Raw genomic sequence first — 12,284 nt, forward strand, 5'->3', positions numbered from 1 at the left:
ACCCTAACTGAACGAAAAAGCACACGGAGTTTTTTAACTTAAAATAGTGAATAATCTGAATAGAGGTTTTCTATGAGCATCAGTCTCACACCCGATCAAGAACGCTTTATTTAAACCAAGCTCCAGGCTGGGAAATATCGCTCCGCAGAAGAAGCTCTTGAAATCGCCTTACGCTTGCTTGATGAATACGATCGCGCCAATGCTAAATGGGTGGAGGATGTGCGAGAAAAAATTGATGCGGCGATTTTAGCTTCAGACCAAACGCCTCCTATTGACGGAGAGACATTCGTAAACCAAATTCTAGAGCGGTTTCGATAAGGACATCAGGCGCAACCCCTGAGACACTGTGAATTTTGGGTGGGGTTGGGTTAAAAAAGAAACATGAAAATCATCAAACCCATCACCAATTGGTTAGAAACCCGCGCTTGTGCCCCTACTTATGGCGGTTGGGTACTAGCAGCGACTGCTATTTGTTTTTTTGGAGCAGGTATCAATACGATGGCTGGTTGGCTGTACGCCATTAGCGGCATTAGTTTTGCCCTTTTGGGTGTAGCAGCCATCTTACCGCCGCGATCGCTCACAGGTCTATCCATCACCCGCCGTCCCATCCAACCTCTATCAGCAGGCGACGATCTAACTGTGGAATTAGAAATCCGCAATCAGACACAGCAGCCTGTCAGCCTGTTGCAAGTCGAAGATATTTTGCCCTTCGTCTTAGGGAAACCAGTAAAAAAAGCAATCGAAACAATTCCTAGCCAAGGTAGTTATCGTTGGGTATATTACCACCCTACCCAGCGTCGGGGCGTTTATCGTTGGCACACAGTCGAACTAGGTTCAGGTGCGCCTTTAGGATTATTTTGGTGTCGCCGTCAGCGTGATTGTACTGCTAAAGCAATTGTCTATCCGACAGTGTTACCCTTGGCTACTTGCCCCTTAGTAGACGAAATGGGGCAAGAAGAGAGCAAAAGGGGCGATCCTCGTGGTAGACCGTTGCAGACAGCCACAACAGGGCTGGTGCGATCGCTCCGTCCTTATCGCCTTGGAGATCCCACACGTCTGATTCACTGGCGAACTAGCGCCCGTTATGGTGAATTAAGGGTACGCGAGTTAGAAATGGTAACAGGTGGACAAGAAATAGTTATTGCCCTTGATAGTGCTAGCAATTGGGAAGAAGAAAACTTTGAACAAGCAGTAATTACCGCAGCTTCACTGTACTTTTACGCACAGCAACAGCAATTACAGGTGCAACTATGGACAGCATCAACAGATTTAATTAAAGGCGATCGCTTTGTACTAGAAACTTTAGCAGCAACCATAGCCCTAGAAGATGCTAGTTCAGTAGTTTCTAAAAGTCATCCCTTGATTTGGCTGACTCAAAACCCCCTGAGCCTTGCTACTCTTCCTCAAGGTAGTCGCTGGGTTTTGTGGCCAAATATTTCTGCACCAGCAGAACCAGAGGTAATCAATTGGGAGCATCCTGGTATAGTTTTACAAAGCGATCGCGCTCTACAACCCCAGCTACAAAAAACATTACATTTATTATAAATTGCAGGAATTATTGGGAATTGGGAATTGAAAAGAGGCAGAGGGGCGGGGTGCTGCTCTTGCTGAAAGGAAAACTACTCTCCCTTCTCTACTCCCTTGCTTCTTCTCCATTCCCCAGTCACCATTCAAATAAAACTTCTGTGATTTCTGAAATTTTGTTTGATCCCAGCACACCGGACATATCAGCCTTTGAGCAAAGGTAAAACAATCTGGCCTGATAAGGTTGGGGAAATACACCCAGTAATCCCTACATAAGGCTGAGGTACAATGCAAAGAAATATTTAAATTATGAGCGACATGATCACATCAGAACATAACACAAAATCCAGCGATAGAAGCCTAGAGGCAATGCGGCATTTTTCCGAACAATACGCCAAGCGGACTGGAACATACTTCTGTTCTGAACCTTCTGTTACCGCAGTTGTGATTGAAGGACTAGCCAAACATAAAGACGAACTAGGTGCGCCTTTATGTCCCTGTCGCCATTACGAAGATAAAGAGGCTGAAGTCCACGCCACGTATTGGAACTGCCCTTGTGTGCCAATGAGAGAACGCAAAGAGTGCCATTGCATGTTATTCCTCACCTCTGACAACGAGTTTGCTGGAGAAAAACAAGACATCTCTCTCGAAACAATTAAAGAAGTCCGAGACAGCATGGGATGAGTGAAACTATCCCCCAAGAGTTTTGGCAAGGCGTAGAACAGTTCAATTCTGGTCAGTTTTACGCCTGTCATGACACTTTAGAGGCTTTGTGGATTGAAGCCAGTGAACCAGAAAAAACCTTTTATCAAGGCATTCTCCAAATTTCTGTGGCGCTGTATCATTTGGAGAATCGTAACTGGCGAGGTGCAGTAATTCTACTGGGTGAAGGTGGCAATCGCTTACGGCGTTACCCATCTAGTTACGGCGGCGTTGATGTAGATGAGCTATTGAGTCAGAGCGCAGCATTGTTGACGACATTACAACAAATAGGGCCAGATAAGATTACATCTGGCGATCTGGGTGAAAATAAAGTTTTATCTTTGCCTAAAATTGTGCTATCTACTGATTAGACATCTGGTAAATTAATTATGCCTTGCTCGAAATCCTTCGTAGGCACAATTTATGAATTGTGCCTACGTCATTTTCACTCAGATGCCAATTACCTGAAACCTTGAGGTTCGGGGTAGCGTCACTATTTCAGCCAGTAGTTATCGGAAATCACTCCAGATTGTATATTTCATAATCTGGATAAAGTACTTGAGATAATTAGAATGCAAGCTGAAATCCTAAATTCTTAATTGCTATGATGCCCTGCTATCAATTGCCCATGTCACAGTTCCGTCGCTTTGGATTAGCTTTAATGCTGCCAGTTGCACTCTTGGGCGCTTTTACCTTCCCTAGCCAACTGCAAACCGCTACTGCACAAACATCTAAAGACAATCGCGCCCTCACCATCCGCGCTGATGTGCAAGAATATGATGCCAAAAATCAAGTAGTCACCGCTCGCGGTAATGTGCAAATGTTGTATCCTTCTCGTCAGATTCAGGCAACATCTGCCCAAGCACAGTACTTTAGTAAAGAGCGCCGAATTGATTTCAGTGGTAACGTCTATATTTTGCAACAGGGCGGTAACAGTATCCGGGCAGAGAAGGTAACGTATTTAATTGATGAAGGGCGATTTGTTGCTCTACCTCAATCCAACCGTCAGGTGGAGTCTATCTACATGATTCAGGAATCAGATAATGCTGGACAAACTGCTACACCTGCGCCAAAGACACCACCTTTGAAGCCTTCTAATTAGCATTTACCACCAAGAAAGGGTGCTTCTAGCGTGAAAATTGTTTTAGAGAATATTCACAAATCTTACGGCAAGCGAGTAATTGTCAATCGGGTTAATCTTTCTGTTGGTCAGGGGGAAATTGTTGGTTTACTCGGCCCCAATGGGGCTGGTAAAACGACGACTTTTTACATTGCCACGGGTTTAGAAAAACCCAATCAAGGAAAAGTTTGGTTGGGTAATCTGGACGTTACGGTAATGCCAATGCACAAAAGGGCGCGATTGGGTATTGGCTATCTCGCACAAGAACCAAGTGTTTTCCGCCAACTCTCGGTACAGGATAATATTCTGTTGGTGTTGGAGCAAACGAATGTGCCACGACGGGAATGGTCAAGGCGACTCACAACTTTACTGCGGGAATTTCGGTTAGAAAAATTAGCCAATAGTAAAGGAATTCAACTTTCTGGTGGTGAGCGGCGGCGGACGGAATTAGCGAGGTCTTTAGCTGCTGGACTAGAAGGGCCAAAATTTTTACTTTTGGATGAACCATTTGCGGGAGTCGATCCGATCGCAGTTTCAGAAATTCAGCACATTGTCGCCGAACTGCGCGATCGCGGCATGGGAATCTTAATTACAGATCATAATGTCCGCGAAACCCTCGCCATCACCGATCGCGCCTACATCATGCGCGAAGGACAAATTCTCGCTTTTGGCGGTGCTGACGAACTCTACAGCAATCCCTTAGTTCGACAATATTATTTAGGAGATAATTTTCAAGTCTAAATTCACAATTATTTAGTTAATAATTTGTCAAAGGCTATTTTTATATTTAATTGTAATTATCAATTGATTAATTTATTTCATTCATTCCGCTTCTTCAGCCATTGAGAATTAAACTGAATTAAACTTTTATCCTAAATACGGCAAATACAGCAGTTTGCAATTAAGTGAAGTACACAACTTAGACTTCAACACAAAATATGAAGACTATTTTACTTCTACCTCCTGCTCCCTGCCCCCTGCCCCCTGCCCCCTGCCTCCACCAGTGTTGCAAATTTCAAATTGCTTATGATCTCAAAGAATTTCCCGTCTTTCTACAATCTCTATTCGCTGCTACCTTTTACGATCATGGATCGTTACCTTACTAGCGAATTGATAGCGCCGTTTTTTTTTGGTGTCGGAGCATTTTCATCACTTGGTGTCACTATTGATGCTGTATTTGATCTAGTCAGAAAAATCGTAGAATCTGGGCTACCCATAGACATTGCCATTCAGGTTTTTTTGCTAAAGTTTCCTAACTTTATTGTTTTAGCCTTCCCCATGTCTACCCTGTTAGCTACTTTGATGACCTATAGTCGTCTTTCTAGCGACAGTGAACTAATTGCCCTACGTGGTTGTGGAGTCAGCGTCTATCGCATAGTACTAACTGCTGTGATGTTAAGTCTTGTGGTTACAGGAATGACATTTGTGTTTAACGAACAAATTGCACCAGCAGCAAATTACCAAGCGGCGATGACTCTGGACAAAGCCCTCAAATCAGACAAGCCAACTTTCAAACAGCAAAATATTTTCTATCCTGAATACCAGGATGTTACCCAGGCGGATGGTTCTAAAAATAGAATATTGTCACGCTTATTTTATGCTGACCAATTTGATGGTAAGCGGATGAAAGGTTTGACGATTATAGACCGCTCAACAAAAAATCTGAATCAAATTGTGGTGTCAGAATCTGCCCAATGGAATCCTTCCCAAAATATCTGGGATTTTTACAACGGTACGATCTATTTTGTTGCAGCCGATCGCTCCTATCGCAACATTATCAGATTTGAACACCAACAACTGCAACTCCCACGCACACCACTAAGTCTGGCAGAAAAAAGCCGAGACTATGGGGAGATGAATATTGCTGAAGCACTAGATCAACTACAAGTAGAATATCTTGGTGGCGATCGCCAAAAAATTCGTAAACTCGAAGTGCGAATTCAACAAAAAATCTCCTTACCCTTTGTATGTGTAGTTTTTGGCTTAGTCGGTGCAGCTATGGGAAGCATACCCCAGAGAACTGGAAGAGGTACCAGCTTTGGGATTAGCGTTGTAGTTATATTTTCCTACTACTTAATTTTCTTCATTACTGGTGCGATCGCACAAACAGGTTCCCTTTCTCCCTTTATGGGAGCTTGGTTGCCCAACTTTCTTTTTTTGGGAATAGGTCTATTCTTATTGATACGAGTTGCCAAACGCTAAGGGGGATAATTCTTTAGAGGGAATTGGGCATTGGGAATGAGAAAGACTTGTTTAAGTTTTCACTCAAGTCACCTTGTCCCCTGCTCCCCCTGCTCCCTTGCTTCTCCCCCATTCCCTACTTTAATTACGGATGATAATTTCGACATTGCGGTGCATTTGGGTTTTCCTTACAGTATTCTTCAAAAGAAACTTTGGCTGATATCATACCCTCAGCTTTCTGATGAGCAGCTTCTGCCTGGAGTTCTTCTACTTCATCCCAAGCGGCTGCACAGGCTTTAGAATAAGCACCTTGTTCGGTGCAAATAGCGCGAGACTGTTCAATTGCTTTTTGAATTCTCTCCTCCAGCAGTAGCGCTTTTGGGGCTTCCACAAAGTCGCTTTTGGTCAAAATGTCGGTAATTGAGATAATGCCTAACAGCTTGCCTTGAATCACAGGGGCCCGATGAATACCCGTGTTAGCAAATAACCGCGCTACATATTCTACACCTAAATCAGGATTTACCACTACGCAAGGCTTGCTCATGATCTCGTAAACCCGCACTTGATTTGGATCTTTCCCGTAGGCTGTTACCTTATAGACAATATCCGTTTCTGTGACAATACCATAAGCATCATTTTCGTGGCGAATATCTACAACTAGCGCCCGCAATTTTTTTTCTTTCATCAGCCCCACTGCTTCAGCAACAGTCGCTGAACCGCGAATAGTAACTACGTTTTTGGTCATGATATCTTCAGCTTTCATCATTGCTGTAGTCTCCTGGTAAATAGTAGGGTGCTGCACAGCGCCCTCAGAGGCGTATGTATCGAAGTATTGCAGCCTACAGTTTGCTAACTAGAAAGTAAAAAATCGAACTTTTGTCCAGCTACAACAATAAACTTAGAACAACTCTCAACTCGTGATGTTATCGAATGTGACCAATGCCCTACTTTCTAGAAAATCTTGCCAAAGTACTCCAGCCGCTAAAAAGTAAATTTTTGACTACTACATGTCCATTGATAATGACTAATAACTGATAGAGAAGTTAGGATGAAATTACTATCCAAGTTCAGTTGAGATATTTCCTGTTGAGGAAAGTAAAAGCATTAAACAGCAATATCTTCAAATCCCATCAAATTTGCCTGATTCTGAGTAAATTTCAATTACGAATCCCATGTCACATCCTGATTATCCTCCCGCCTACTTACGCTATCTCAAAGCCAGATTATTGAATTTAGGACGACCTGGTTTTTGGGTAACTGCAATTTTTTTATCTGTACTAGGGCTAGTAACTTGGGAATACTGGTCAAATCCAGACATTTTCGCTTATAAGCAAAAAAACCAAGTTGCTTCCCAAACGCCTGTTGATTCTTCTCTTTCACAAGAAAACAGAGCGATCGCAGCAGATATTGATAACCTACCAGTTTTGTTTAATGACTTTGAGCAAGCAAGTCTTTCACTACCGCCAAATACCCCCAATGAAAAGGCAAAAGATACTGAGAGTAAAAGCTTATTAGAGGATGTAATTAATAAACAAAACTCTACTAGTGCTGCCAAATTAAATCCGGCTTCAGGCGTTAATGGCGACACCTCCCCAATTGCGAAAAATCCCTTTGTTGTACAAACAGAAAATTTATTGCGGGCTGGGACAGCTGATAACAATAATCAGTTTCTCGGTTTCAAGAGCTTCAATGCGCCGTCTGAAGCAACAGGCGAGGAACAAACATCTTCCAATCTGGGAATTGGATTTACCAATCAAACTAACAAAAATCAAAATTCTGTCTCCATCAGCCCTCTGCAAGCAGCACTCAACCAATCGACAAATCAGAAGCTATCAAGCTTCAATGGTAATCCAACTGTGCCAAATGGTTTGGGCCAAGTCTCTGACTCAAAAACAACTCTAACACCACCTATCAACAGCTTAACCAGTCAGAATTCTTTACCAGTTACTGGTTCAACTCCGGCGACGGGCTACACGTCAACGAATACAAACTTGCAACAAAATCCCTCTAATAATTTAAATAACGGTCAGGTATTACCTAATACTGGGTTAAATACTGGTACAAGTTACACGTCAACGGGTACAAACTTACCGCAAAATCCCTACAATAATTTAAATAACGGTCAGGTATTGCCTAATGTAGCACCAGTAACGTCCCCAGTCACCTCTACCGCACCGAGTAATATTTCACCTTACTCTAGCCAGATTCCTAATCAAGGCGTTGTTACCCCTATAAATGGGAATTATGGCTTACAGCAGCCAATGCAACCACCACAATCTAATTATGGGAATTATGGCTTGCAGCAGCCGACGCAACCATCACAGTCTAATTATGGGAATTATGGGCAGCAGCAACCAACACAGTCTAATTCCTTATATCTTCGCCAGCTTCGAGACAAGTATAGAAGTCCGGGTCAAAACTGATTGTCAGCAGATCGCTTAACTGGATAAAGTCTAACTCAGTAAGTCGGCGGAAATAAATCCAACTATGTTACGAAACGTAAACAGGTTTAAAACTCCTACCAATGACCAATGATAAAGGACAAATGACAGCCCGCACTTATTAGCTTTAATTGCACCAACCTACTTAAGGCGATTATGGGCTATTTGGGATAGTCGGAACTTCTGGTGTTTCGGGTTGTCTTTGTTGTCGTTGTAAATATTTATTTAATACATAAGCCATCTCTCCACGGGTAATGGGTTTTAATGGAGAAATATTGCCTTGAGCATCTGTATTGAGAAATCCCTCAGTAGCTACTGTAGCGATCGCTTTTCTAGCCCAAGTTGGGATAGACTTTTCATCTGGATATGAAGCCAGAATCTCATTCACAGCCTCATCGGGAAACTGAAATACACCATAAGCCTGAGCGAAAATAGCCAGAGCCTCCGCCTTTGTCACTTTTTGATTAGGGAAAAATTCATTACCGCGATAGCCTTTCATGATGTCAGTTTTTAAGACTGTCTGTATATCATTAAAAGCCCAATAAGAACGAGGAACATCTGGAATAGCTAAATTTTCTTTACTCACAGCTTGTCTTTTATCAAGCCGAAATGCTTTTACCATAATTGACGCTAATTCGGCCCGACTCAGTAATCTTTCTGGATAAAACTTGCCATCAGAAAAGTTTGTCATCCATTTAGCAGCAATCACTTGTTGAATGGAATCAGATGGGATTCCCGAAGGAGTTTCTGGCACTTGAGCAATTGCTGGTAAATTTTGTAGTAGTGCCATTAAAGATAGAGTAATTGAAAGCTGACGCATCACCATAACCACTTTTAGCCGCTAACGAGAATTTCAAAAACTACGTTACTGAGGTTAACGCAAAATTTGGTGTTTTTAATAACCTGTAAGGGACTTCCTGTTAAAAAAAATATCCTATTGTAGGGGCGGAAGGACTTGCGCCCCTACAAATATGCAAATAATTTGGGATAATTTATTTTCTGCAAGTCCCTAACTCAGTTGGTGACGAATTTAGGCTGGGCAATGTTGCGTAGCGACATAGGGTGTAGCTTTAAAAATTAGGATTGTGTTCAGAATCCCAGCATTTCCCATCACGCCAAATTCTACCAGTGTGTTCACATTCTGATTTATCGGAAATCCAAGGAATTGAAGTTGGGTAATTGCTAGATAGGTGAGTAAGTGAAGACAATATAAAAGAAAATATAGTATAGCCAGAAACCGAGAGAATGCTTAGAAAACCTATAATGAACAAAATATTTACAGGAGTCCAAAAAGGATATAAACCTTTTTCAGAGCGTAAACGCACTTGAGAACGACGTTCTGAACCTGCTAGCAACACCAGATAAAACCTTAATCCGGGAATTGGCACTGAAACTCTTATATTTAAAGAATGACGAGTCCAAGCAGGAGAGCTAAAACCCCTTTTGATGGCTTCTAATTGCTCTACGGTGAAAGTATTTGCTACTTTGGGGTCAATCTCAGCGAAAAGTTTTTCAAAGGTAAGAGCAGTATGCTGGGGGGGTTTCATAAGTTTAGTATATTACTATACAATAGTATTACATAAATGATCTCCTCTGTCCCGGACACTAGAATGTTTTATTTTTTATAAGTTTCTAAAAAAGGAAGTAGAAATTAGCAAAAACTTGTTTTTTAGCTTTCATCTTTTGAGGTTATCTGCCCACTACTATGGACTATAGTCAGTTTTTCAGGAGTTTTGGGAATGACAGCAACAGATCCCGTAAAGTTGATGAAGCAAGAAGTTGGCAAAGCCGCCGCCGCCCTGGTAAAATCAGGTTCCATCGTTGGGTTGGGTACGGGGTCAACTACAGCATATACGATTCAGTTTTTAGGCGATCGCCTAAAAACTGGTGAACTCAAAGATATCATTGGTATACCTACCTCTTTTCAGTCAGAAGTGCTGGCGAAGCAGTACGGTATCCCTCTCGCCACTTTGGATGCTATTGACCACATTGATATTGCCATTGATGGGGCAGATGAAGTCGATGCGCAGAAGAATTTGATTAAAGGCGGTGGTGCAGCACATACCCGCGAAAAAGTCGTAGATTACTTGGCAGAACAGTTTATCGTCGTTGTAGATAGTGGTAAATTAGTAGACCGCTTGGGTTCTAGTTTCCCTGTACCCGTAGAAGTAATTCCAATGGCGATTACTCCTGTTACCAATGCCATTAAAAAACTTGGTGGTAAACCAGAACTCCGCATGGGTGTAAAAAAAGCTGGCCCAGTGATTACTGACCAAGGTAACTTTGTCTTAGATGTCAGATTTGACTCTATTGAAGATCCAGCCAGCCTAGAAAAGACATTGAATAACATTCCCGGCGTTCTGGAAAATGGTATTTTTGTTAACTGTGTCGATTTAGTTTTGATTGGTGAAGTCAAAGATGGTCAGCCATTAGTGCGGCAACTGTAAAAGTTATAGATTTTGGATTTTAGATTTCAGAGACATCTAAAATCCAAAATTAAGCTATGAAATCTCCAAAATTAATTATGTCACTTTCCCTGAATTTATTTATATACTCCGGTAAACCTATAAGTTTATAGTATTAATATAGTTCTTGGTTATCTAATTCTACCAACCTTATCTTAGTTTTTAAAAGCAGGTACGTTATGAACTAATCATCAGCATTTTTATCGGGCTATACTATCACTAACTATCTCTAGCCCTCATAACTCCGTTAACTCTGGCTTGTGCTTAAGCTATCTCAAAGCCAGGTACAGACTGCTTTTTAAATTTTCGGACAAGTCTAATAAAATATCTGAAAATCTAGGAGTTGATTATGACTAATCCTACAGAACTACTGCAATCGCGCTACGGTGAAATTCCCTTCAATCCCGAAGAATGGAATGATTCTCTGACAACGCTATTATCTCACCGTTCTATCAGGTCTTATTTATCCGATCCTCTACCACTGGGAACTCTGGAGTTGCTAATTGCAGCCGCCCAATCTGCATCTACTTCCTCGAATTTGCAAACCTGGAGTGTGGTAGCAGTTGAAGATCGAGAACGCAAAGAGCAATTATCTAAATTAGCGGGGAACCAAGCACATATTAAACAGGTTCCTTTATTCTTGGTTTGGTTAGCAGACTTAGCGCGTTTAAGTTACGTTGCTGACAGTCGCGGCATATCTCACGATGCGCTGGAATATTTGGAAATGTTTTTGACGGCAACAGTTGATGCAGCTTTGGCAGCACAAAACGCAACAGTCGCAGCCGAGTCACTCGGTTTAGGAACAGTATATATCGGCGGAATTCGCAACCATCCGCAAGAGGTAGCAGAGATATTGAATTTGCCCTCCTCTGTGTATGCTGTATTTGGGTTATGTGTAGGCTATCCAAATCCAGAGGTAGAAGCAGCGATTAAGCCAAGGTTGCCACAATCAGCTGTGCTGCACCGTGAAACTTATAAATTGGCGGATCAAGAAGAAGCGATCGCTCATTACAATAACATCATCAAAGAATTCTATACTGAACAACAGATGAATGTTGCTGGTGATTGGTCAGAACACTCAGCCCAAAGGATCGCCACTGTTGAATCATTGAAAGGACGCGATCGCTTGCGTGAAGTTCTTAATAAACTCGGCTTCAAGTTACTGTAAACAAGAAGAATCAAGATTATGGATTTGCAACTCCGTGGCAAAGTTACCTTAGTAACAGATGCTAGTAAAGGTTTGGGCAAAGCTACAACAAGACAATTTGCCCGTGAGGGTGCAAAAGTTGCCATCTGCGCCCATAGTAAGTTAATTTACAGTACTGTTACCCAGATTGCCAGCGAAACAAGTGCAGAAGTGCTATCTCTGCGTGCAGACGTTACCAATCAAGCAGATATTGAGCGGCTAATTAATGCCACAGTAGAGAAATTCGGCGGGTTGGATATCCTCGTTACCAACGCCGGAGGCCCACCCGCAGGTACTTATTGTTTCAGCTAGAAGGCAAAAGTAAGAAATATATCTGAAGCTTGGGGGATTTTACCAAATTTTTCTCAAGTTTTACAACCCAAGTGCTTTTCGAGTTCCAGAACCAGAAATTCCATCGGCGATTAAGTTTTGGCTTCTTTGAAATGCTGTTACAGCAACATCAGTAGCCAAACCAAATATACCATCTATCTTGACGTTAAAACCCTTGTGTAAAAGTGCTTTTTGGAGAGCGAGTACGTCATCTCCTTGCATAAATGGTTGACTGAGAAATAGTATCCCCTCAATAATTCGGGGTAGGCGGTTATTCAGGTATCAAAGACCAAGCAAAAGGATGGGAAGAAGACTTTAGCCGAATAACGCTTCCC

Annotated in this window: 15 protein-coding genes; 11 read left to right on the plus strand and 4 right to left on the minus strand. The window is 42.1% G+C overall.

The genetic code is table 11. The features are described from left to right. Positions 1-174 precede the first annotated feature (174 nt). The 7 genes from V7K38_RS16190 to V7K38_RS16220 all read left to right on the plus strand — a co-directional run bounded on the left by V7K38_RS16190 (position 175) and on the right by V7K38_RS16220 (position 5,548). Positions 175-318, plus strand: coding sequence for a hypothetical protein (locus V7K38_RS16190; protein WP_334859272.1), 144 nt, complete (start codon positions 175-177; stop codon positions 316-318). Between the two features lie 63 nt (positions 319-381). After that, a complete protein-coding gene (locus tag V7K38_RS16195) occupies positions 382-1,545 on the plus strand; it encodes a DUF58 domain-containing protein (protein ID WP_334859274.1) in 1,164 nt (387 codons plus the stop codon). 297 nt (positions 1,546-1,842) lie between these two features. After that, positions 1,843-2,208: a ferredoxin thioredoxin reductase catalytic beta subunit gene (locus V7K38_RS16200; protein WP_174713643.1), complete on the plus strand. Its 366-nt coding sequence runs from the start codon at positions 1,843-1,845 to the stop codon at positions 2,206-2,208. Further along, a complete protein-coding gene (locus tag V7K38_RS16205; protein ID WP_334859276.1) occupies positions 2,205-2,597 on the plus strand; it encodes a DUF309 domain-containing protein in 393 nt (130 codons plus the stop codon). Before V7K38_RS16200 ends, V7K38_RS16205 begins: the two co-directional genes overlap by 4 nt. 233 nt (positions 2,598-2,830) lie before the next feature. Next, entirely contained in the window at positions 2,831-3,328 is a 498-nt protein-coding gene (locus tag V7K38_RS16210) for an LptA/OstA family protein (protein ID WP_334859278.1), read from the plus strand. Positions 3,329-3,358: 30 nt separating this feature from the next. Continuing rightward, on the plus strand, positions 3,359-4,087 hold the full coding sequence (gene lptB / locus V7K38_RS16215; protein ID WP_334859280.1) for an LPS export ABC transporter ATP-binding protein: 729 nt from the start codon (positions 3,359-3,361) through the stop codon (positions 4,085-4,087). Between the two features lie 345 nt (positions 4,088-4,432). After that, positions 4,433-5,548 (plus strand): LptF/LptG family permease, encoded by a 1,116-nt coding sequence (locus V7K38_RS16220; protein WP_334859282.1) that lies wholly within the window; start codon positions 4,433-4,435, stop codon positions 5,546-5,548. A 124-nt stretch (positions 5,549-5,672) separates the two neighbouring features. On the opposite strand, the gene V7K38_RS16225 is transcribed toward V7K38_RS16220, so the two are convergent. Then, positions 5,673-6,293, minus strand: a complete 621-nt coding sequence (locus V7K38_RS16225) for a CBS domain-containing protein (protein ID WP_334859284.1) — start codon at positions 6,291-6,293, stop codon at positions 5,673-5,675. Between the two features lie 406 nt (positions 6,294-6,699). Here V7K38_RS16225 and V7K38_RS16230 point away from each other — a divergent pair, with 406 nt between their 5' ends. Continuing rightward, a complete protein-coding gene (locus V7K38_RS16230) occupies positions 6,700-7,950 on the plus strand; it encodes a hypothetical protein (protein WP_334859286.1) in 1,251 nt (416 codons plus the stop codon). 172 nt (positions 7,951-8,122) lie between these two features. Here V7K38_RS16230 and V7K38_RS16235 read toward each other — a convergent pair whose 3' ends face one another. Continuing rightward, positions 8,123-8,788, minus strand: coding sequence for an S-layer homology domain-containing protein (locus tag V7K38_RS16235; protein ID WP_334859289.1), 666 nt, complete (start codon positions 8,786-8,788; stop codon positions 8,123-8,125). Between the two features lie 250 nt (positions 8,789-9,038). Then, the gene (locus V7K38_RS16240; RefSeq protein WP_334859291.1) at positions 9,039-9,515 is read right to left on the minus strand and encodes a hypothetical protein; all 477 of its coding nucleotides are present in this window, start codon (positions 9,513-9,515) and stop codon (positions 9,039-9,041) included. A 192-nt stretch (positions 9,516-9,707) separates the two neighbouring features. On the opposite strand from V7K38_RS16240, the gene rpiA reads away from it, so the two are divergent. The 3 genes from rpiA (at position 9,708) to V7K38_RS16255 (ending at position 11,931) form a co-directional block, all read left to right on the plus strand. Continuing rightward, positions 9,708-10,415: a ribose-5-phosphate isomerase RpiA gene (rpiA, locus tag V7K38_RS16245; RefSeq protein WP_334859292.1), complete on the plus strand. Its 708-nt coding sequence runs from the start codon at positions 9,708-9,710 to the stop codon at positions 10,413-10,415. A gap of 367 nt (positions 10,416-10,782) precedes the next feature. Next, on the plus strand, positions 10,783-11,601 hold the full coding sequence (locus V7K38_RS16250; protein WP_334859294.1) for an NADPH-dependent oxidoreductase: 819 nt from the start codon (positions 10,783-10,785) through the stop codon (positions 11,599-11,601). A gap of 18 nt (positions 11,602-11,619) precedes the next feature. Next, positions 11,620-11,931 carry an SDR family NAD(P)-dependent oxidoreductase gene (locus V7K38_RS16255; RefSeq protein ID WP_334859296.1) on the plus strand — a complete coding sequence of 104 codons (312 nt, stop codon included), beginning with the start codon at positions 11,620-11,622 and terminating at the stop codon, positions 11,929-11,931. 60 nt (positions 11,932-11,991) lie between these two features. On the opposite strand, the gene V7K38_RS16260 is transcribed toward V7K38_RS16255, so the two are convergent. Further along, positions 11,992-12,171 carry a peptidoglycan-binding domain-containing protein gene (locus tag V7K38_RS16260; protein WP_334859299.1) on the minus strand — a complete coding sequence of 60 codons (180 nt, stop codon included), beginning with the start codon at positions 12,169-12,171 and terminating at the stop codon, positions 11,992-11,994. Positions 12,172-12,284: the final 113 nt, after the last annotated feature.

It is taken from the genome of Nostoc sp., assembly GCF_036917465.1.
GTDB lineage: Bacteria > Cyanobacteriota > Cyanobacteriia > Cyanobacteriales > Nostocaceae > Nostoc.